Below are 21829 nucleotides of genomic sequence, written 5' to 3'. Positions count from 1 at the left end.
CGCTCAGCGCGCGCGGGCGCCGGTCGAACCCCGCATCACCAGCTCCGGCTGGAACATGAACTCCCCGCGCTGCACGGCGTTCCCGCCGACCTCCTCCAGCAGCGCGTCGACCGCCGCGGTGGCCATCGCCTCCACCGGCTGGCGGACGGTGGTCAGCGGCGGCTCGGTGAAAGCCATCAGCGGCGAGTCGTCGAAGCCGACCACCGAGACGTCCTGCGGCACCGACAGGCCCCGCTGCCGGACCGCCCGGATCGCGCCGAGCGCCATCATGTCGCTGCCGCAGACGATCGCCGTGCAGCCCTTGTCGAGCAGCGCCCCGGCCGCCGCGTGCCCGCCCTCCACGCTGAACAGCGTGTGGTGGACCAGCGCCTCGGCCTCCTCCCGGGTGCGCCCGGACACCTCCCGCAGGGCCGCGGTGAAGCCCTCGATCTTGCGCAGCACCGGCACGTACCGCTGCTGACCGACGGCCAGGCCTATCCGCTCGTGGCCGAGTTCCGCGAGGTGCTGGACGGCCATCCACATCGCCGCCCGGTCGTCCGGCGAGATGAACGGCGCGTCGATCCGCTCGCTGTAACCGTTGATCAGCACGAACGGCACCCCGCGCCCGGCCAGCCGGGCGTACCGGTCGTGGTCGGCGGTGGAGTCGGCGTGCAGGCCGGAGACGAACACGATGCCCGCCACGCCCCGGTCGACCAGCATCTCCACCAGTTCGTCCTCGGTGGAGCCGCCGGGGGTCTGGGTGCAGAGCACCGGCGTGTAGCCGTGCCGGCTCAGCACCTGTTCGATCACCTGGGCCAGCGCCGGGAAGATCGGGTTGCTCAGCTCCGGGGTGATCAGCCCGATAAGCCCGGCGCTGCGCCGGCGCAGCCGGGTCGGCCGCTCGTAGCCGAGCACGTCCAGGGCCGCCAGCACGGTCTGCCGGGTGGTGGCCGAGACGTTGGCCTTGCCGTTGAGCACGCGGGAGACGGTGGCTTCGCTGACCCCCGCCTGCGCCGCGATGTCTGAGAGTCGCGCCGTAGTCACGGTCCCAGAGCCTATTGCAACCACGTCAGACCGCCCACCAGTCGGTGCTGTCGGCGGCGAGCACCGCCTCGCCGTCCGCCACCACCGGGTCGGCGCCGGCGGAGGTGAGCAGCGGGCGGCCGGGGGCCGGTATCCGGACCGGGGCGCCGGTGGTGTTGACGGTGCAGACGAAGGAGCCGCGGCGGAACGCCAGGGTGCCCTCGGGGCTCTCCAGCCACTCGACGTCCGTGCCGGCACCGAGTTCGGGCCGCGACTTGCGCAGCGCCAGCGCCGAGCGGTACAGCTCCAGGGTGGAGGTCGGGTCGCCGGTCTGCGCCTCGACGCTGAGCGCGGCCCACTCGGCGGGCTGCGGCAGCCAGGACGGTCCGCCGGCGGTCGGGCCGAAGCCGTACGGGGCCTCGGTGCCGGACCACGGGATCGGGACGCGGCAGCCGTCTCGGTAGCCGTCCTGGCCGGCCTGGCGGAAGAACGACGGGTCCTGGCGGACCTCGTCGGGCAGGTCGGTGACGTCCGGCAGGCCGAGCTCCTCGCCCTGGTAGACGTAGGCGGAGCCGGGCAGGGCGAGCATCAGCAGGGTGGCGGCGCGGGCGCGGCGCAGGCCGAGCCCGCGGTCGCCGGGGGTGCGGATCTGGGTGCCGAGGCCGGGCGGGTTGGCGAACCGGGTGGCGTGCCGGGTGACGTCGTGGTTGGAGAGCACCCAGGTGGTGGGGGCGTCGACCGGGCGCATCGAGTCGAGCGAGAGGTCGATCACGGCGCGCAGCTCGGCGGCGTCCCAGGAGGTGCCGAGGTACTGGAAGTTGAAGGCCTGGTGCAGTTCGTCGGGCCGCACGTAGTTGGCGGTGCGCTGGACGGTCGGGGTCCAGGCCTCGGCGACGCCGATCCGCTCGCCCGGGTACTCGTCGAGGATCGTGCGCCAGCTGCGGTAGATCGCGTGCACGCCGTCCTGGTCGAAGAAGGGCATGACGTCGTTGCCGAGCAGCTTGAGCTGGTCGGCGCCGCCGAGGTCGGGCAGGCCGGGGGCCTTGACCAGGCCGTGGGCGACGTCTATACGGAAGCCGTCGACGCCCATGTCCAACCAGAACCGCAGGATGGAGCGGAACTCGTCGGCGACCGCCGGGTTCTCCCAGTTGAAGTCGGGCTGCTCGGGGGCGAACAGGTGCAGGTACCAGTCGCCGGGGGTGCCGTCCGGGTTCGCGGTGCGGGTCCAGGCCGGGCCGCCGAAGATGGACTCCCAGTCGTTGGGCGGCAGTTCGCCGTCCTGGCCCTTGCCGGGGCGGAAGTGGTAACGGTCGCGCAGCGGGGAGCCGGGGCCCTCGCGCAGGGCGCGCTTGAACCACTCGTGCTGGTCGGAGGAGTGGTTGGGGACGAGGTCGACGATGATCCGCAGGCCCAGCCGGTGCGCGTCGCGGATCAGCGCGTCGGCGTCCAGCAGGCTGCCGAACATCGGGTCGACGGCGCGGTAGTCGGCGACGTCGTAGCCGGCGTCGGCCTGCGGGGAGGCGTAGAAGGGCGAGAGCCAGACGGCGTCCACGCCGAGGTCGCGCAGGTAGGGCAGGCGGCTGCGGACGCCGGGCAGGTCGCCCATGCCGTCGCCGTTGGAGTCGGCGAAGCTGCGCGGGTACACCTGGTAGATGACCGCGTCCCGCCACCAGCCGCTGTCCGCGCCGGCACCGGCCTCGTGAGCGGTGGCGTCGGCGGCGGGCCGGGAGGTGTCGGCCAGGTTCTGGGTCATGGACGGTATCCCTTGGGGAGTGGGGCGGGCGGAGCGGTCGGGACGCCGGCGGGGGCGCCGGTCAGGACTTCGAGGCGCCGGCGGTCAGGCCGGTCACCAGGTGGCGCTGCACCAGGTAGAAGAGGACCGAGGAGGGGATCGCGATCAGCACGGCGGTCGCGGCCATCAGGTTCCACTGGGCGTCGTGCTCGCTGACGAAGGTCTGGAGCCCGACGGCGAGGGTGTACTTGTCGGAGCTGAGCATGAAGGTGGAGGCGAAGGCGACCTCGGCCCAGGCGGTGAGGAAGGAGTAGAACGCGGCGACCGCCAGGCCCGGGCGGGCGAGCGGCAGCACCAGCCGCCAGAAGGTGCCGAACGGGGTGAGCCCGTCGACCCGGCCGGCCTCGTCGATCTCCACCGGGATGGTGTCGAAGTAGCCCTTCATCAGCCAGGCGCAGTACGGCACGGTGGTGGTCGAGTAGACCAGGATCAGGCCGGCGTAGCTGTCCAGCAGGTCGAGCTCGGAGAGGATCGTGTACATCGGAACGATCAGCACCGCGATCGGGAACATCTGGGTGACCAGCAGCGACCACATCAGCGGCCGGTGGCCGGGGAAGCGCATCCGGGAGACGGCGTAACCGGTGGAGGCGGCGATCAGCACGCCGAACACGGTGGTGACGCCGGAGACCAGGAAGGCGTTGCCGAACCACCGGAAGAAGTCGGTGTCGAACAGCACCGTGCGGTAGTTCGCGAGGGTCATCTTGTCGAGGATCGCGCCGGGGTGCAGGTAGTCGGTCTTGTCCGGGCCGAACGAGACGTAGAGGATCCACGCCACCGGGAACAGCGCGATCAGGCTGGCCAGGATCAGCGCGCCGTGCATCAGGGCCCTGGCGAGCGGGCTGTTCGCGCCGCGCGGGCGGGCCTTGGCGGGCCGGGCGGCGGGGGCCGCGCGCCGGGCGGCGAGGGGGGTGGGTCGGTCGGTGGTGGTGCTCATCGGGGTGCCTCCTTCGTGGTCGCTGGATTCGCCGGGTCAGCCGTTCGCCCGCTCGTTGCGGGCGAGCCAGCGGCGGTAGAAGGCGGTGAAGACGATCAGGATGGAGAGCAGGATGACGCCGTAGGCGGCGGACTGCGCGTAGTCCCGGGGCTGTTGGCCGAAGCCGAGCCGGTAGGCCCAGGTGACCAGCAGCTGGGCGTCGGGGGCGCCGTTGCCGAACAGCAGGAAGATGACGGCGAACTGGTTGAACGTCCAGATGACGCCGAGCAGTACGACGGTCGAGGAGACGGTGCGCAGGCCGGGCAGGGTGACGTGGCGGAAGCGCTGCCAGGCGGTGGCGCCGTCCATCTCGGCGGCCTCGTACAGCTCGGCGGGGATCGACTGCAGGCCGCCGAGCAGCGAGATCATCATGAACGGCACCCCGACCCAGGTGTTGACCAGGACGGCGGCGGCCTTCTGCGCGGTGGGGTCGTCCAGCCAGCCGGGCTCGGGCAGGTGCAGGGCGGAGAGCAGGCCGTTGACGGCGCCGCCGTCGGCGAGCATCAGCCGCCAGGAGAAGACGGTGACGAAGGTCGGCACGGCCCAGGGCAGGATGAGCAGCATCCGGTAGACGGCGCGGCCGCGCAGCTTCTGGTTGAGCAGCAGGGCGAGGCCCAGGCCGATGGTGTAGTGCAGGCCGACGCAGAGGGCGGTCCAGGCGATGGTCCAGACGAAGTGCGACCAGAAGCGGTCGTACGAGCCGGGGCCCCAGAGGATGTCGGCGTAGTTGTCGAAGCCGACGAACCGGTAGCTCGCCGGGATCTCGTTGGCGCCGATCTTCCGGGCGACGTTGAGGCTGTTGGCGTCGGTGAGGGTGAGCCAGAGGCCTTCGGCGAGCGGGTAGAGCACCAGGACGCCGAGGACGAGCACGACCGGGGTGATCATCGCATAGGCGTACCAGTGCTTGGCGTACGAGCGCTTGAAGCGCTCCATCAGGCCCGGACGCGGATCGCGCTGCCGGCTGCCCTGGCCGGTGGCGCCCTGCACGGCGACTGACATGGTTCGACACCTTCTCGGGGGAGGTCCGCCGCCTCGCTTCGGCGGCTGCTGCTACGGGTCCGGCCGCCCGGCCCGCCGGGGGAACGGCGGGCCGGACGGCTGGGGGAAGGACTACTTGGCGAAGCCCGGGAGGAGCTTGGCGTAGTCGGTGGCGACGGTGTTCAGGCCGTCCTGGGTCGCGGTGCCCTGGACGATCTTGCCGAGGTTGGTGCCCAGCGACGCGAACAGCGAGCTGTACTCCGGCAGTTCGGGGCGCGGCTTGGCGCTCGACAGCACGGCCTGGAAGCCGGCGATGCCGGGGTCGGCCTTGACCTCGGGGGTGAAGGCGTCCTCGCGGGTCGGCAAGGTGGAGTTCTTCTGCGCGATGAAGGCCTGGCTCTCGGCCGAGGTCATGAAGGCGGCGAACTTCTCGGCGGCGGCCTTGTGGGCCTTGTCGGCACCGGCGTAGACGGAGATGTTGTGGCCGCCGGTCGGGGCGCCGCCCTTGCCCGCGGAGCCGCCCGGGACGGGGGCGATGCCGAGGTTGGCCTTGTCGGCGAAGGCGGAGCCCTTGTAGATGTTGGTGATCTCCCAGGGGCCCTGGACGATCGCCGCGACCTTGCCGCTGTTGAAGGCGTCCATCATGTGCGCGTAGGCGTCGGTGGTGACGTCGGCCTTGGCGGTGCCGGGCGCGGTGAACAGGGACTTGTAGGTCTCGACGGCCTTGACGGCCTCCGGGCCGGCGACGGTGATCCTCTTGCCCTTGGCGTCGACCGTGTCGGTGCCCTCGCCGAACAGGAACGGCATCGCGTAGTAGCCGTCGGCGGCCTTCAGCCAGAAGCCGTCGACGCCGGCCTTCTCCTTGACCGCGGCGGCGGCGGTCTTCAGCTCGTCCCAGGTGGTGGGGGCGGCGGTGATGCCGGCCTTGGCGAAGAGCTCCTTGTTGTAGAGCAGGCCGAGGGTGTCGGTCACCAGCGGCACGCCGTAGAGCTTGCCCTCGTAGGTGGCCTGCTGGATCAGGCTGGGCTGGAACTTGGCGGAGTCGGCGGCGGCCGCGGTGCCGTCCAGCGGCGACAGGTAGCCGGCCTTGGCGAAGGCGGCGGTCCAGCCGACCTCGGAGCGGAACACGTCCGGCGCGCCCTTGGCACCCATCGCGGTCTGGAGCTTGTTCTGCGCCTGGTCGAACGGCACGTTGACGAAGTCGACCTTGACGCCCGGGTTGGCGGCCTCGAACTTCTTGACGAGCTCCTGGTAGTTCGGCGCCTCGTTGGTGGCGTTCGAGGTGTCCCAGTAGGTGAGGGTGACCGGCCCGTCGGCCTTGCCGTCCGAGCTGGAGCCGCTGCTGCCACAGGCAGCCATCGAGACCGCGAGGGCCACAACGAGGGCAGAGGCCGCGATGCCACGCCGCATTTGAACTCCTTGGAGGGTGGGGGTGCCCGAAATGTTCGGAGACAGGCGCATAATGGCTGCCTTGCCTCGCGCCGACCGCACCGTTGCTGCCGCCGGGCCCGCAAGGAAGTTAACAGCGGGGCAACAACGACGGAAACCCCTTGCAGCAAGTTTCTGCAAGAAACAGCGATCGTTACACCCGCGTGTCCTCCACGTTGCCGCTCAGTAGTTGACGGCCCGGGAATTCCTTGCGTTTTGTCCGGTTTGCCCCGGTCGGTCGCGACCGCCGGGGCCACCCTCCGTGGTGAAAGGCCCTTGCAGCGCCCCCGTCAGCCGGTGGTTCCGAAGCGCAGCACGGTGGTCGAGCGGAACTCCTCCCCCGGGCGCAGCACGGTGCTCGGGAAGGCCGGGTGGTGCGGGGAGTCCGGGAAGTGCTGGGTCTCCAGCGCGATCCCGGCGAACGGCCCGTACGGCACCCCGCTCGCGCCGGTGACCGCGCCCTGGAACTTGTTGGCCGTGTAGACCTGGATGCCGGGCTCGGTGGTCAGCACCTCCAGGGTGCGCCCGCTGACCGGGTCCTCCAGCCGCGCCGCCGGGGCCGGGCCGCCGTCCGCCGGACGGGGCCGCAGCGCCCAGTTGTGGTCGTAGCCGCCGGGCCCGGCCAGCTGCGGGTGGCCGTCGTGCACCGACTTGCCGATCGGGCGGGCGGTGGTGAAGTCGAACGGGGTGCCGGCCACCGGCTCGATCCGGCCGTGCGGGATCTGCCGCTCGTCGGCGGGGGTGTAGCCGTCGGCGTCCAGGGTGAGCAGGTGGCCGAGGACGTCCCCGGAGCCCTCGCCCGCCAGGTTGACGTAGGCGTGGTTGGTGAGGTTGACCACGGTCGGCGCGCTCGTCACCGCGTGGTAGCGGATCGCCAGCTCGCCGCCGGCGTCCAGGGTGTAGTCGACGGTGACGTCGAGCGCGCCCGGGAAGCCCTGGTCGCCGTCGGGGCTGTGCAGCGTCAGCCGGACGCCGCCGGGCACCTCCTCGGCCGCCCACATCCGGTGCGCGAAGCCGTCCGGGCCGCCGTGCAGGGTGATCCCGCCGCCGGTCGGGGCGAGCTGGTGCTCCTCGCCGTCGACGGTGATGCTGGCGCGGTCGATCCGGTTGGCGTAGCGGCCGACCACGGTGCCGTAGTGGCGGGCCGGGCCGAGGATGTCGGCCAGCCGGTCGGTGGAGAGCAGCACCTGGGCGGGGCGGCCGTCACGGTCGGGGGCGACCAGGGTGTGCAGGGTGGCGCCGAGGGTGAGCACGCTCGCCTCGTACGGGCCGGCGCGCAGCGTCCACCGTTCGATCGCGGCGCCCGCGCCCGAGGGTTCGAAGGGCTCGCGCCGCACGCTGGTGGTCTGCGGCCCGTTCGCCGGGGGCGTCGCCATGGCCTGCTCCTCACTGGCGGGCCACCGGAAAGCGCCCGCCCTTCGCCGGGGTACCGGGTCCCGTACGGGCCCGGGTCGGCGTCAGCTTAGTGAGCGGGGACGGCGCGGGGGCGCTCATCGAGTGCCCGCGCGCCGTCCGGCGCTCGGTGCGCTGCGGAGCCGGCGACCGGGAGCCGGTGGCCGAGGAGCCGGCGGCCGGGGAATCAGCGGCCGGGGAATCAGCGGCCGAGGCTGAAGCCTTCCCCGAGGCTGTCCGGTCCGCCCGGTCCGCCCGGCCCGTCGAGCGGGTCCGAGCCGTCCCGCTGCGCGGGCGGCAGGCCGAGCGCGGCGGCCAGGCCGTCGGGACCGCTGCCGGCCTTGCGGTAGACGGCCGCCAGCCTCCGGTTGACCAGGCTGAGCGGCAGCGCCAGGTGATCGGCGATCCGCTGCGGCGGCACGCCCCGCACGGCCAGCTCGGCGATGTCCCACTCCGGCTGGCTGAGCGTCTCCCGGGCGTCGCCGAGCCGGTTGGGCCGCAGGCCGTAGTTGGCCAGCTCGCGCCGGGCCCGGTCGACCAGCCCGTCCGCCGCGCAGTGCTGGGCCAGCTCGATGCCCTGGTACAGGTACTCCTGGGCGTCCTCCAGCCGGCCGACCCGGCGCAGCGCGGCACCGAGGTCGACCAGGGCGACGGCGTGCTCGTAGCCGGCCGGCGACTGGCCGAGGTGGGCCACCGCCCGCTCCAGCAGCTCGACCGCCTGCTGGCCGTCCTCGATCTGGGCGTGCAGCCGCAGCGCGGTGCCGATCGCCGAGGCGGTGCCGAAGCGCTCCGCGTCGACGACCGAGCGCCGGGCGTAGGCGCGGGCCCGCTCCGGCTCGTCCTGGGCGAGCGCGATGGCCAGGTGCCCGGCCCACGGCGCCCAGACCGTGTTGTGCCAGCCCCGGACGTCCAGCTGGGCGCCGGCCTCGGTGAGCGCGGCGGCCGCACCGGCGGGCCGGCCGACGGCGAGCAGCAGCTTCCCGTACAGCGAGGCGGCGTCGGGCAGCACCATCGCGGTGGGGTGGTACGGCGGGTGGAAGCCGAAGTCGATGGCGAGCTCCCAGGCCTCCTGGCTGCGGCCGCGGGCGATCAGGGTGTCGATCAGCACGCCGACCGCGTCCCAGGCCAGCGGCAGTCTGGCGCTGATCCGCTCGGAGAGCCGCAGCGCCCGGCGCAGGAAGTCCTCGGCCTCGGCGAGCAGGCCGCGGCGGAACCGGGCCAGGCCCATCAGGAAGTAGGCGAAGCCCCGGTGGGCCCCGCTCCAGCCCGCCACCTCGAACTGGACGATGGCGTCCGAGAAGAGCCGCTCGGCCTGGGCGATCCGGTCGCTGTAGGTGTAGGAGAGGCCGAGCGTGGCGGGCAGCTCGAAGCCCCAGGTGTTGTCGGTCCAGCCGAGGCCCTTGGGCAGCCGGCCGTTGTCCAGCACGTCGTCGGCGTGCCGCAGCACCTCGGCGGAGGGCTCGCCGCGCAGGGTGAGGTCCCAGGCCCGCAGCGCCAGCACCGCCCGGTCGGCCGCCTCCCGTCCGGTGAGGCTCTCGCAGAGCGCGCCGAGCCGGGCGGAGCGGGCCGGGCCGTCCTCCTCGGACTTGCGGTAGGCGTGCCACATGAACGAGGCGGCCTCCAGTCGCAGCCGGCCCTCCGGGTCACCGGTGGTCTTCTCCGCCTCCTCCTGGCAGACCACCGCGGCCTGGCGCAGCTCGCCGCTGTGCGCGAGCACCTCGGAGAGCCGGAAGGTGGCGTCGATCCGCATCGAGGGGCGCAGCGGTCCCTCCTCCGGGTCGAGCGCGAGCCTCAGCTGGTTGACGGTGGCGGCGGGGTCGGTGAGCAGGGCGGAGCAGCCCAGCTCGTACAGCACCTCGGCGCGGTCCTGGTCGTCCGGCGGCTCGGCCAGCGCGCGGTGGAGGCAGCGCTGGGCGGCCTCGGGCGCGCCGATCAGCAGGTGTTCGGAGGCGGCCCGGCGCAGCTTGCGGACGGTGCGGTCGTCGCCCTCGCCCGCGAAGGTCTCCACCAGGTGGCGGGAGGCGGCGAGCAGGCCGAGCCCGGCGTTCTCGATCTCGGCGGCGGCCACGCCGTGCATGCCGGTGCGGGTGGCCTCGGGCATGGTGTTGTAGATCGAGCTGGCGATCAGCGGGTGGACGAATTCGAGGTTGCCGTTCGGGGTGGCGGTGAGGACGCGCTGCTTGCGCAGTTCCTTGACGGACTCGCGGGCGCCCTCGGCGGTCTGGGCGGAGATCCGGGTGGCGAGGTCCGGCCGGATGTCGGTGCCGAGCATCGCGGCGGCCCAGGCGAAGCGCAGGGTGGCCGCGCCGAGCCGGTCCAGCCAGGACTTGAGGGTCATCCCGGTGGCGTCGACGGCGAGTTCGCGCAGCTGCTGGGAGTTCTCCTCGACCGGTTCGAGCTCCTGGTCGCGGACCTGGTCGAGCAGTGCGACGACCTCGAAGGGGTTGCCGTTGACGACGTTCCAGAACTCGTAGCAGAAGGCGTCCTCGGCCTTGTCGCCGAGTTCGGCGCGGATCATGTCGGTGACCGCGACCAGGGACAGCCGGCTCAGCTCGTGCCGGCGGGTGGCGAGCCCGGCTACCGCGCGCTGGTGCTCCTGGGTCTCCTGCTGCCAGTCGGCGCTGTCGTCGCGGTAGGCGAAGACCAGCAGGACCGGCAGTTCACGGGCCCGGACGGCGAACTGGGCCAGCCAGCCGAGCGATTCGAGGTCGGCCCAGTGCAGGTCGTCGACGATCATCACCAGCGGGGCGCGCCGCGGGGCGAGCTGGGTGAGGACGAAGTCGAGGCCGTCGCGGACGCCCTGCGGGTCCAGGCGGCGGGCGCCCTTCCTGGGCTGCTTGAGGCCCATCGCCGGTCCGACGACCTCTTCCCAGGTGCCCATCACCTGGCTGAACTCGTCCGGTTCCATGGCCCCGAGCACCGGCTGGAGGAGCTGGCGCAGCACGTGGTACGGCTCGTTGAACTGGCGCTCGCCGCCGCGGGCGAACAGGACGGTGGCGCCCTCGCGCAGCTTGGCGATCCGGCGGACCTCGTGCAGCAGGCTGGTCTTGCCGATGCCGGGCCGGCCGGAGAAGGTGAGCAGCTCGCCGATCTCGGTGCCGCCGGCCGCGAAGTCGCGGCAGAGCTTGTCCACCGCGGCCTCGGCGGAGCGGAGTTCGGCGTCGCGGTCACGCAGTCTGATGCGGCTGAGGGCGCCTTCCGTCTCCCGCGCGCCGGGCCTCGCCTCCGCCCGGAAATCCCTGTCCCGCTCGGTCACCGTCGTGCCTCCGCCTCGCCGATCCCTGCTCGTGGAGCCGAGGTTAGCGCCGCAGGGGGCCTGGTGGAGTGTATTCACGCAGGCGAGGGGCGAGTTGAAGGGTTTGGAGTGCTTGCCGAGGGCAATTGCCCTATATCCCTAACGTCAGATCATTGCATCAGATACTCTACGCCCCGCCAGTCGAGTTGATCATGCCATGACCGTGCAGCACCTTCCGGCCCCGGCGAACCAACTCCCCCACCCGCGACATCAATACCCATCAGTGACCCCAATTCTTCGCAGCTCCGGGAGTCCGATGTCTGACGACACCTCACTTCAGATTCCGTTCCCGTACCGTCGCAGCGGCCACGGGCCGTACGCCGCCGAACTGCACCGCGCCTGGCTGACCCGCCACCCCCTGCTGCCCGACCCGGCCCATCCTTCCTACGCCCACTGGGACGTGGTCGACCTCGCGGCCCTCGGCTACCCCGACTCCGGGCCCGACGAACTCGCGCTCGCGGCCGACCTCATGGGCTTCTACTTCCTCTTCGACGACCAGTTCGACGGCCCGCTCGGCCGCCGCCCCACCGAGGTCGCCCCGATCTGCGACCGGCTGATCGCCGTCCTGCACGGCGCGCAGCCCGACCGCGGCTCCCCCGTGGAGACCGCCTTCGCCGACCTCTGGGAGCGCAGCGCCCAGGGCATGCCGGCGCGCTGGCAGGCGCGCGCCGCGTACAACTGGGAGTACTACCTCGCCTCGCACCCCGCCGAGGCCGCCGGACGCATCAGCCCGCGCCCGCCGGACCGGGCCGGCTACCAGGTGCTCCGGCGCGGCACCGCCGCGATGGAGACCATCTTCGACATGATCGAGCGGCTCGGCCGCTTCGAGGTGCCGCCGGCCGTGCTGCACCACCCGGTGCTGCGCCAGCTGCGCCAGCTCGCCGCCGACATCCCCTCGCTCACCAACGACGTGCGCTCATTCCCGCTGGAGGCGCCGCGCGGCGACGTCAACAACCTGGTGATGATCGTGCGCCGGGAGCGCGGCTGCTCCGCCGAGGAGGCCTGCGCCGTGGTGATGGCCGAGGCACAGCTGATGGTCGAGCGCGCCCGCGAACTGCACGAGGGGCTGCCCGACGTCCACCGGGAGCTCGGCCTGGCCCGGGTGGAGCGGATCGTCGCCCAGCGCTACGCCGAGGGCCTGGTCACCTGGCTGGCCGGCTACCTGAGCTGGGAGCGCCGCACCGGCCGCTACCAGGAGGCCCGATGACCCGGCCCCGGCGGCCGGATCACACCACCCTGCGTCAACCGCCGTCGCACGGACCGTAGCCGAACCGGCCGTCCCCCGGCTAGGGTGCTGCCCGGCGGACGCCCCCGGCACGGGGTGCGCCCGACGCGCGTGTGTGTCCGTACCCTCCGCCGGGCCGCCTCCCTGCGCGGCCCGGCGCGCCGCTCCGGCCCGCGCGCCGGAGCGGCGCCCCCGACAGCGCGAGGAGGCACCAGAGCATGCCGGTCTTCCAGCCCCCCGGGCAGCCCGGATCCGTCGTCAGCTACCAGTCCCGCTACGAGCACTGGATCGGCGGCCGGTGGACGCCGCCGGTCCTCGGCCAGTACTTCGAGAACCCCAGCCCGGTCACCGGCGAGGTCTTCACCGAGGTCGCCCGCGGCACCGCCGAGGACATCGAGGCCGCGCTGGACGCCGCCCACGCGGCCGCCCCCGCCTGGGGCCGCACCCCGCCCGCCGAGCGCGCCCTGGTGCTGCTGCGGCTCGCCGACCGGATCGAGCAGAACCTGGAGCGGCTCGCCGTCGCCGAGAGCTGGGAGAACGGCAAGCCGGTCCGCGAGACCCTGGGCGCCGACCTGCCGCTGGCGGTCGACCAGTTGCGCTACTTCGCCGGCGCGCTGCGCGCCCAGGAGGGCGGCGTGTCCCAGCTGGACGAGGACACCGTGGCGTACCACTTCCACGAGCCGCTGGGCGTGGTCGGCCAGATCATCCCGTGGAACTTCCCGATCCTGATGGCCGTCTGGAAGATCGCCCCGGCGCTGGCGGCCGGCAACGCGGTCGTGCTGAAGCCCGCCGAGCAGACCCCGGCCTCCGTCCTGCTGCTGGCCGAGCTGACCGCCGACCTGCTGCCGCCGGGCGTGCTCAACGTGGTCAACGGCTTCGGCCTGGAGGCCGGCCGCCCGCTCGCCTCCAGCGACCGGATCCGGAAGGTCGCCTTCACCGGCGAGACCACCACCGGCCGGCTGATCTCGCAGTACGCCAGCGGCAACCTCATCCCGGTCTCGCTGGAGCTCGGCGGCAAGAGCCCCAACCTGTTCTTCGCCGACGTCGCCGCCGAGCAGGACGCCTTCTACGACAAGACCGTCGAGGGCTTCGCGATGTTCGCGCTCAACCAGGGCGAGGTCTGCACCTGCCCGAGCCGGGCGCTGATCGAGTCCTCGGTCTACGACCGGCTGCTCGCCGACGGCCTGGAGCGGGTGCGCGGGCTGCGCCAGGGCAACCCGCTGGACACCGCGACCCAGGTCGGCGCGCAGGCGAGCGACGAGCAGCTGCGCAAGATCCTCTCCTACGTCGAGATCGGCCAGGCGGAGGGCGCCAAGGTGCTGACGGGCGGCGAGCGGGCCGACCTCGGCGGCGCGCTGTCCGGCGGCTACTACGTCACGCCGACGGTGTTCGAGGGCGTCAACGGGATGCGGATCTTCCAGGAGGAGATCTTCGGCCCCGTCCTCGCGGTGACCCGCTTCGAGGACTTCGACGACGCGGTCGCGCTGGCCAACGACACCCTGTACGGGCTCGGCGCCGGCGTCTGGACCCGCAACGGCACCACCGCCTACCGGGCGGGCCGCGCCATCCAGGCCGGCCGGGTCTGGACCAACTGCTACCACGCCTACCCGGCGCACGCGGCGTTCGGCGGGTACAAGAACTCCGGCATCGGCCGGGAGGGCCACAAGGCCGTCCTGGAGCACTACCAGCAGACCAAGAACCTGCTGGTCAGCTACTCCCCGCAGGCCCTGGGTCTGTTCTGACCGCGCGGCCCCGGAACGCGGGGTGGGAAGCCGGGCCGGCCGGCTTCCCACCCCGTCTGCCACTCCCCGTGGCCAGCCCGGGGATCCCTGGGGGACACAACACCCGTGCCGGGATCCAAGCACATGAATCCCCGGAAATCCCCGACGCGCCGCCGACATGCGCGGCGCGTCCCGGCAGACGCCCTAAAACAGGAGTCCCGACCCGCCGCGACTCCTGGGAGACCGGATGACCATCGCCCCCGCCAAACTCTCCGACCCGACCGTGCGCGCCGCCGTCACCGCGATCAACGCCGGTGACCGGCAGGCCTTCGTCGACCTGCTCGCCCCGGACGCGACCATGGCCGACGACGGCTCCGAGCGCGACCTCCAGGACTGGATCGACCGGGAGATCTTCACCGTCCGCGGCCACATCGAGGTCCGCTCCGAGTCCGACCGCGGCCGGGCGCTGGTCGCCGACTACCGCAACGAGACCTGGGGCGAGATGCGCACCGCCTGGCGCTTCACCGTCGAGGACGGCCGGATCAGCCGCTTCGAGACCGGCCAGGCCTGATCCCCGGCCCGGGGCCCCGCCGCGGGCCGCCGACTCAGGCCGCCGGCTCAGGCCGCCCCGAGGCATTCCCGCACCGCCCTGATCAGCGTGCGGGAGCGGATGTCCCCGGTGACCCCGGGCTGCATGCCGTTGGTGACGTAGCCGAATCCGATCCCGAGTTCCGGATCGGCGAAGCCCAGCGAGCCGCCCCGCCCCGGGTGGCCGAAGCTGGCCGGCGAGGCCATCGGCGCGGTCGCGCTGTGCCGGAAGAAGCCCAGCCCGAAGGTCGAGTTGACGATCAGCACCCGGTCCGGGCCGCTGACCACCGGCCCGACCGCCCGGGCCAGCACCTCGGGCCCGAGCAGCGGCGGCAGCGTCCCGCCGCCGCTGCCGTGCCGGTGGGCCGCGCCGATCAGCGACGCGTAGAACCGGGCCACCGAGCGCGCCGTGCCGATGCCGCCCGCGCCGGGGATCTCGGCGGCCTGCACCGCCGGGTCGTTCAGGTCCACCCCGGGCCGCACCGAGGCGAACGCCCGCGCGGTCAGCGAGGCCGGGTTCCGGTAGGCCTCCCGGACCGACTCCTTGGCGCGCAGCCGCAGACCGCTCGGCCCGGTCCGGGCGGCCTGCGGCGCGGGGAGGTCGACCAGCCTGCCGACCCTCGGCGCGGCGCCGGCCGGCAGGCCGATCCACAGGTCGAGGCCGAGCGGCCGGGCGATCTCCTCGGCGAAGTACTGGCCGACGGTCCGCCCGCTCACCCGGCGCACCACCTCGCCGACCAGCCAGCCGAAGGTGTACGGGTGGTAGCCGTGCGCCGTGCCGGGCTCCCAGGCGGGCTCCTGGGCGGCCACCGCGGCCACCGCCCGCTCCCAGGTGAGCACGTCCTCCAGCCGCAGCGGCACGTCCAGGGCGGGCACCCCCGCCTGGTGCGACAGCAGCCAGCCGACCGGCACGCCGCCCTTGCCGGCCGCCCCGAACTCCGGCCAGTACGCGACCACCGGGGCGTCCAGGTCGAGCTGCCCGCGCTCGGCGAGCAGCAGCGCGGTGGCCGCGGTCACGCCCTTGGTGACCGAGCGCAGCACCTGCGCGGTGTCCGCCGTCCAGGGCACCGCCGGCGCGGGCCGCCCGCCGACCTCGGGCCGGGCGTCGCCGCCCCACAGGTCGACCACCTTGCGGCCGTGCACGTACAGCGCGAACGCCGCGCCGAGCTCCCCGTACTCGCGGAAGTTGCGCGCGAAGGCCTCCCGCACCGGTTCGAAGCCCCCGGCCGTCTCGCCCCAGATCTCCACCACCGCGCGCCGTTCCCGTCGTCCGTCCGTTCATGATCCGTCCGGAAACCCTAACCTGTCGGTCATGACCGAGCCTGCGCAGACCAGTCCCGCCGATCCCTCCGACGAACTGCTGGACGTCGTCGACGAGCACGACCGGGTGATCGGGACCGAGCGGCGCGGGGAGGTGTACCGGCGGGGGCTGCTCCACCGGTGCGTCTTCGTCCTGGTCCGCGACCCGGCCGGGCGGATCTTCGTGCACCGGCGCACCGACACCAAGCTGTTCGCCCCGGGCGCGCACGACATGTTCGTCGGCGGCGTGGTGGGCGCCGGCGAGACCTACGGGCGCGCCGCCGTCCGGGAGGCCGAGGAGGAGCTGGGCGTCACCGGGATCGTCCCGCGCCCGCTGTTCCGCTTCCTGTTCCGGAGCGAGCGCCTCGCCTGGTGGTCCGACGTCCACGAGGCCGAGTGGGACGGCCCGGTCGCCCCGCAGGAGTCCGAGGTGGCCTGGCACGCCTGGCTCACCCCGGCCGAGCTGGCCGAACGGCTGGAGCGCGACACCTTCGTCCCGGACGGCCGGGAGGCCTACCGCCGCTACCTGGAGCACCGGGCGGCCCGACGGGACGGATAGGGTGGCGCGCATGGCATCCCGCACGCCGTCGGCCCCCTCTCTTGCCCCCGCAGCCGCGGGCGGCGACCGCCCGGCGACCGCCGGGCGACCGCGCCGGCGGCTCAGCGTGGACGAGCGGCGCGAGCAGCTGATCGCCGTGGCGCTGGAGCTGTTCAGCCACCGCCCGCCGGAGGAGGTGTCGATCGACGACATCGCCGCCGCCGCGGGCGCCTCCCGGCCGCTGGTGTACCACTACTTCCCGGGCAAGCAGGCGATCTACGAGGAGTCGCTGCGCCGGGCCGGCCGGGAGCTGGCGGCCCGGTTCGAGGAGCCGGCCGAGGGGCCGCTGTCCGAGCGCCTGTACCGGGTGATGGGCCGCTACCTGGACTTCGTGCAGAGCCACGGCCCCGGCTTCGCGGCGCTGCTGCGCGGCGGTTCGGTGACGGCCAGCACCAACACCTCGGCGGTGATCGACGAGGTCCGGCAGGCCGCGCACGACCAGATCCTCGGCCACCTGGCGCTGCCCTCGCCCAGCCCGGGGCTGCGGCTGACCGTCCGGGCCTGGATCGCCAACGCCGAGATCACCTCGCTGGAGTGGCTGGCCGACCGCTCGGTGCCGCTGGCGGACCTCCAGCTGCACCTGGTGCAGGAGTTCGTGGCGGCGCTCACCCTGACCGCCGCCCGGGAGCCCGCGCTGGCCGCCGAGCTGGCGGGCTTCTTCACCGACGAGCGCCCGGACGGCCCGACCGGACGGCTGGTGCACGACCTGGCGGGCCTGCTGGCCGTCCCTGGCCTGGCCGACGCCCTCACCGCCCTGGCCGCCGGCCCCGCCGCGGACCCCGCCGGCCCGCCGGCGTCCGGCCCCTCCGTCCGGCCCGCGGCCCCGGACACCGACTGACGCCGGACGGCCGGTTCTGGCGCGTCGGCGGCCTCTGATAGGAATGTGCACGGATCTGACGGCCCGCCGGTCACCCCCGGGCCCGGGTCCACGGACCGGAAACGCACAGCGAACGGAGCGGGGGGCTCAACAGGTGACCCAGGACGGCCAGTTCAGCGCGGAGGCCAGCCCCTTCGCGGCCGCGGAGCGGGTCTCCGCGACCCTCGGCAGCCTCACCGACGCCCTCTTCGGCGCCCGGACCTCGCGCCACCCCGCCGCCGCGCTGACCGCCCTGCGGGCCACCGCGCACCCGGCCGCCGGCGCCCTGTTCCACCTGCCGCTGGCGCCGAACGGCCCGGTGCACACCGCCGTCGACCGGCTCGGCACGGTGGTCACCGCCGGCACCGCCCGCCCGGGCACCGGCGCCGCGCTCGCCCCGCTGGCGACCGGCGCGCTGCTGGCCCGCTACGGCGCCGCCGGCCCGGTCCGCGGCGCGGCGGCCGGTTCCGCCGGGGCGCTCACCGCCGGGTCCTTCGAGCTGCCGGTGACCGGCGAGCCCGCCGACCCCAAGCTCCGCCCCGCCTTCGCCGCGGCGCTGGCCGCCCTGGCCGGCGGCCGGCAGACCCGGCAGCCGGTCGAACTGCCCACCGGCGCGGGCGCCGAGGTCCGCCTGGTCGTCCCGCCCGGCTTCCACGCGCTCACCTCGCCGGACGGCCCGCCCGGCGCCTCCGCCCGGACGGTGCCCACCGGCCCGGTGGACGGCATCCCGGCCGATCGGGGGGTCGCCCCGGCCACCGGCGCGGCCGCCGCCGCGCTGACCGCGCACCTGGCCGAGACCGCCGAGGAGCTGTTCAGCGGCGCCGGTTCCGGCGAGCGCCGCGACTTCGCGGTGATCGCCGCCGCCCTGGCCGACACCGTGACCGCCGCCGGCGCCGTCTACGCCGGTGTCGGCGCCTTCCACCTGGACGGCCGGCCGACCGACGCGACCCTGGTCGTCTCGCTGGCCCGCCACCCGCTGCCGATCACCGGGCTCGCCACCGAACTGGCCACCGTGCGGCGGCACGCCGAGGTCTGGACGGTGCTGCTGCCCGCCGGACCGGCCGCCGTCCTGGTCGAGGCCCGCAGCGTCCCGGTGCCCGGCCCGCTGGCCTCCGACGGGGGGCGCCGCTGGGCGGTCACCTCGGTGGTGGAGGCGTTCGTCCCGCTGCCGGACGGCGTCTCGGTGCTCTGCGTGCAGCTGACCACCGCCCAGTCGCAGGACTGGGAGCTGTACACGGACGTCTTCGCCGAGCTGCTGAAGAGCGTGCAGTTCGGCTGGGACGGCGTGCCCGCCGCCCCGGTCGCCCCGGCACCCGCCATCGACGTGCCGCCCGCTCCCCCGGTTCCCGCCCCCGCCTCGCCCCCGGCGCCTGCGCCCGCTCCGGCTCCGGCTCCGGCTCCGGCTCCGGCGGAGGACGCCACGCCGGTCCGCATCCCGCCGGCCGACTTCAACCCCTTCGCCCCGGTCGCCGACCCGACCCCGGCCCAGCCGATCCTGGTCCCGGACGACGCCGCGCAGCCGCCCGCCCCGCCCAAGGGCACGCCGGTGATGGTGCCCCCGCCGGACTTCGACCCCTTCGGCATCCTCGGCGCCCCGGCCGCCGACCCGGTCGCCCCGGAGGCCCCCGATACGCCGGAGCCGCTCAAGGGCACGCCGGTGATGGTCCCTCCGCCGGACTTCGACCCCTTCGGCATCCTGGGGGCCCCGGCCGCCGAACCGCTGCCCGCCGCCCCGCTGCCCGCCGCCCCGCAGCCCGCGGCCGCCCCGGCCGCCGACCCGTTCGGCACGGTGACCGCCGCGGACCGGGCCGGCGACCCGTTCGGCACCACGGTCGCGGCCCCCCGGCCGGCGGCCGTACCGCCGCCGCCCAGCACCCCGCCGACCGTCCCCGCGGCCGCCCCGGCCACCGGCCCGGGCCCCGCCAAGGGCACCCCGGTGATGGTCCCGCCGCCGGACTTCAACCCCTTCGCCCCGCAGCCCGACGCCGCCCCGGCCCCGCCGCCGGCCGCCGCGCCGGAGCAGGACCCCTTCGGCTGAGCCCGCCGTACCCCGCCTGCCGCGTCCTGCCCGCCGGCCCCGGACCGCCGGCGCGCGAACGCCCTGACGACCTCCGCCGTCAGGGCGTTCGCCGTCCACCCCGGGTCATGTCCACGATCGACAAGTGGTACAGACCCATTGCCAGTTCATCCTCCGCTCCCTACCCTCGGCTCAGGATCCTCCGCGGCACCCGACGGCCCGAGGACCGGTTCCGCGCCGCCCCCACGGTCCGGAGCACGCTGCTCCACGCACCTGACACCTCCCCACGGGAACGGGGCGTCCGGTCCTGCCCGGGCCCCCAGGACAGGAGCCCATCCATGCGCAGACGTCGGATCGGCCTGCCGCTCCTCGCGGCCGGAACCCTGCTCGTCCCCCTGCTCGGCGCGGCCCTCCCCGCCACCCTGGCCCACGCCTCCGCCGACGCGGCCGCCCGGGCCGCCGCCCAGGCCGCCGCCGGGTCCCTGACCGCGGCCCTCACCAAGGGCAGCGACTGGGGCAGCGGGTACGAGGGCAGCTACACCATCACCAACGGCTCCAGCGCCGCGGTCAACGGCTGGACCCTGGAGTTCGACCTGCCCTCCGGCAACACCGTCGCGGGCCTGTGGAACGCCTCCTACACCACGGCGGCCTCCCACGTCACGGTCAAGAACCCGGGCTGGGCCTCGACCCTGCCGGCCGGCGGCACCTACAACGTCGGCTTCAACATCGCCTACTCGGGCGCCTACCAGCCCCTGGCGAACTGCAAGCTGAACGGCAAGCCGTGCGACGGCAGCGGCGACGACCTGACCCCGCCGACCGTCCCGGGCGCCCTGAAGTCCGGCACCGTCACCCAGACCACGGCCGCGCTCTCCTGGACGGCGAGCACCGACAACGTCGGCGTCACCGGGTACGACGTGTTCAAGGACGGCGTCAAGGCGGCCACCACCGACGGCGCCACCACCGCCGTCACCGTGCAGGGCCTGACCGGCGGCACCACCTACCAGTTCACCGTCCAGGCCTTCGACGCGGCCGGCAACCGCTCGGCGGCGGCCGGTCCGCTAGGCGTCACCACCCCGCCGCCGATCGAGGACAAGGAGGCGCCGACCACCCCCGGCACCCCGACCGTCACCGGCTCGGACTCCGGCTCGATCTCGCTCGGCTGGGCGCCCAGCACCGACAACGTCGGCGTCACCGCCTACGACATCTCCGCGAGCAACGGCGTGGTCACCACCGTCACCAGCCCCTCCGGCACGGTCGGCGGCCTGGCCCCGGACACCGAGTACACCTTCACCGTGAAGGCCCGCGACGCGGCCGGCAACGTCTCCCCGGTCTCCGGCCCGGTCACCGGCCGGACCAAGAAGGGCGGCACCGGCGGCGCGCTGAAGATCGGCTACTTCACCCAGTGGAGCATCTACGCCCGCGGCTACAGCGTGAAGCAGCTCGACACCTCGGGCTCGGCCGGCCGGCTCTCGGTGCTCAACTACGCCTTCGCCAACATCCACCCGAGCACCAAGCAGTGCTTCATCACCAACAAGGCGGCCGGGCCGGAGAACGACCCGAACGCGGGCGACGGCGCCGGTGACGCCTGGGCCGACTTCGGCAAGGGCTGGGACGCCGGCAACTCGGTGGCCGGTACCACCGACACCTGGGACCAGAAGCTGGCCGGCAACTTCAACCAGCTGAAGCAGCTCAAGGCCAAGTACCCCAACCTCAAGATGCAGATCTCGCTGGGCGGCTGGTCCTACAGCAAGTACTTCTCCGACGCGGCGGCCACCGACGCCTCCCGCAAGGCGCTGGTCAGCTCCTGCATCGACATGTACATCAAGGGCAACCTGCCGGTGATCGACGGCCGCGGCGGCGCGGGCAGCGCGGCCGGCATCTTCGAGGGCATCGACCTCGACTGGGAGTGGCCGAACTCCGACGGCCACGCCGGGAACGTCTTCCGGCCCGCCGACAAGGCCAACTACGTCCTGCTGGCCCAGGAGTTCCGCCGCCAGCTGGACGCCCTCGGGGCCACCACCGGCAAGCACTACACGCTGAGCGCCTTCCTCCCGGCCGACCCCGGCAAGATCGCCGCCGGCATCGACGTCCCCGGCCTGTTCGCCGCCTTCGACTTCGCCACCATCCAGGGCTACGACTACCACGGCGGCTGGGAGATGGTCACCAACCAGCAGTCCGGCATCAAGGTCGCCGCCGGCGACCCGAACCCGCCGGCCCGCCAGTTCAGCTCCGAGGTCGCGATCGGCGCCTACGTGGACGGCGGCGCCCCGAAGAGCAAGCTCACCCTGGGCATCCCGTTCTACGGGCGCGGCTGGACGGGCGTGCCGCGCGGCACCACCAACGGCCTGTTCCAGACCGCGACGGGCCCCGGCCCGGGCAGCTACGAGGCGGGCTTCGAGGACTACAAGAAGCTGAAGGACATGGCGGCCGGCGGCGGGTACACCATCTACCGCGACCCGGTGGCCGGTCACGCCTACATCTACAACGGGACCGTCTTCTACACCTACGACGACCCGATCGAGATCGCCCGCAAGACCGCCTGGATCAAGTCCCAGGGGCTGGCCGGCGCGATGATCTGGGCCTTCGACGGCGACACCCCGAGCGGCGAGCTGATGGCCGCGGTGGACAACGGCCTCAAGTAGGCCGGGTCCGGCCGCACCTGGCC

Annotated in this window: 15 protein-coding genes; 7 read left to right on the top strand and 8 right to left on the bottom strand. The window is 73.8% G+C overall.

Annotated features, from left to right (window positions below; translation table 11 throughout):
* Nucleotides 1-3: 3 nt before the first annotated feature.
* The 7 genes from ACFVFS_RS11125 to ACFVFS_RS11095 all read right to left on the bottom strand — a co-directional run bounded on the left by ACFVFS_RS11125 (nt 4) and on the right by ACFVFS_RS11095 (nt 10821).
* Nucleotides 4-1023 (bottom strand): LacI family DNA-binding transcriptional regulator, encoded by a 1020-nt coding sequence (locus ACFVFS_RS11125; RefSeq protein ID WP_380622566.1) that lies wholly within the window; start codon nt 1021-1023, stop codon nt 4-6.
* Between the two features lie 25 nt (nt 1024-1048).
* Nucleotides 1049-2755 carry an alpha-amylase family glycosyl hydrolase gene (locus ACFVFS_RS11120; RefSeq protein WP_380622564.1) on the bottom strand — a complete coding sequence of 569 codons (1707 nt, stop codon included), beginning with the start codon at nt 2753-2755 and terminating at the stop codon, nt 1049-1051.
* Nucleotides 2756-2816: 61 nt separating this feature from the next.
* A complete protein-coding gene (locus ACFVFS_RS11115; RefSeq protein ID WP_380622562.1) occupies nt 2817-3728 on the bottom strand; it encodes a sugar ABC transporter permease in 912 nt (303 codons plus the stop codon).
* A 36-nt stretch (nt 3729-3764) separates the two neighbouring features.
* Nucleotides 3765-4766 carry a carbohydrate ABC transporter permease gene (locus tag ACFVFS_RS11110; protein ID WP_380622560.1) on the bottom strand — a complete coding sequence of 334 codons (1002 nt, stop codon included), beginning with the start codon at nt 4764-4766 and terminating at the stop codon, nt 3765-3767.
* Between the two features lie 111 nt (nt 4767-4877).
* Nucleotides 4878-6155, bottom strand: a complete 1278-nt coding sequence (locus ACFVFS_RS11105; RefSeq protein WP_380622558.1) for an extracellular solute-binding protein — start codon at nt 6153-6155, stop codon at nt 4878-4880.
* A gap of 308 nt (nt 6156-6463) precedes the next feature.
* Nucleotides 6464-7549: an aldose epimerase family protein gene (locus ACFVFS_RS11100; protein WP_380622556.1), complete on the bottom strand. Its 1086-nt coding sequence runs from the start codon at nt 7547-7549 to the stop codon at nt 6464-6466.
* A 218-nt stretch (nt 7550-7767) separates the two neighbouring features.
* Complete coding sequence (locus tag ACFVFS_RS11095; protein WP_380622555.1) at nt 7768-10821, bottom strand: ATP-binding protein; 3054 nt, start codon at nt 10819-10821, stop codon at nt 7768-7770.
* A 295-nt stretch (nt 10822-11116) separates the two neighbouring features.
* Here ACFVFS_RS11095 and ACFVFS_RS11090 point away from each other — a divergent pair, with 295 nt between their 5' ends.
* From ACFVFS_RS11090 to ACFVFS_RS11080, 3 genes are all read left to right on the top strand, one after another.
* A complete protein-coding gene (locus ACFVFS_RS11090) occupies nt 11117-12067 on the top strand; it encodes a terpene cyclase (RefSeq protein ID WP_380622553.1) in 951 nt (316 codons plus the stop codon).
* 236 nt (nt 12068-12303) lie between these two features.
* Entirely contained in the window at nt 12304-13827 is a 1524-nt protein-coding gene (locus tag ACFVFS_RS11085) for an aldehyde dehydrogenase family protein (protein WP_380622551.1), read from the top strand.
* 226 nt (nt 13828-14053) lie between these two features.
* Nucleotides 14054-14377 (top strand): nuclear transport factor 2 family protein, encoded by a 324-nt coding sequence (locus ACFVFS_RS11080; protein WP_380622549.1) that lies wholly within the window; start codon nt 14054-14056, stop codon nt 14375-14377.
* A 47-nt stretch (nt 14378-14424) separates the two neighbouring features.
* Here the strand turns inward: ACFVFS_RS11080 and ACFVFS_RS11075 are convergent, their stop codons facing one another.
* The gene (locus ACFVFS_RS11075) at nt 14425-15645 is read right to left on the bottom strand and encodes a serine hydrolase domain-containing protein (RefSeq protein ID WP_380622547.1); all 1221 of its coding nucleotides are present in this window, start codon (nt 15643-15645) and stop codon (nt 14425-14427) included.
* 61 nt (nt 15646-15706) lie between these two features.
* On the opposite strand from ACFVFS_RS11075, the gene ACFVFS_RS11070 reads away from it, so the two are divergent.
* The 4 genes from ACFVFS_RS11070 (at nt 15707) to ACFVFS_RS11055 (ending at nt 21806) form a co-directional block, all read left to right on the top strand.
* The gene (locus ACFVFS_RS11070) at nt 15707-16252 is read left to right on the top strand and encodes an NUDIX hydrolase (RefSeq protein WP_380622545.1); all 546 of its coding nucleotides are present in this window, start codon (nt 15707-15709) and stop codon (nt 16250-16252) included.
* A 10-nt stretch (nt 16253-16262) separates the two neighbouring features.
* Nucleotides 16263-17129 carry a TetR/AcrR family transcriptional regulator gene (locus tag ACFVFS_RS11065; protein ID WP_380622543.1) on the top strand — a complete coding sequence of 289 codons (867 nt, stop codon included), beginning with the start codon at nt 16263-16265 and terminating at the stop codon, nt 17127-17129.
* Between the two features lie 133 nt (nt 17130-17262).
* The gene (locus tag ACFVFS_RS11060) at nt 17263-19185 is read left to right on the top strand and encodes a hypothetical protein (RefSeq protein WP_380622541.1); all 1923 of its coding nucleotides are present in this window, start codon (nt 17263-17265) and stop codon (nt 19183-19185) included.
* 317 nt (nt 19186-19502) lie between these two features.
* Nucleotides 19503-21806, top strand: a complete 2304-nt coding sequence (locus tag ACFVFS_RS11055; protein ID WP_380622539.1) for a glycosyl hydrolase family 18 protein — start codon at nt 19503-19505, stop codon at nt 21804-21806.
* Nucleotides 21807-21829: the final 23 nt, after the last annotated feature.

This window comes from Kitasatospora sp. NPDC057692, from assembly GCF_042799475.1.
Classification (GTDB): domain Bacteria; phylum Actinomycetota; class Actinomycetes; order Streptomycetales; family Streptomycetaceae; genus Kitasatospora.
This window is presented reverse-complemented; position numbering and strand designations above follow the sequence as displayed.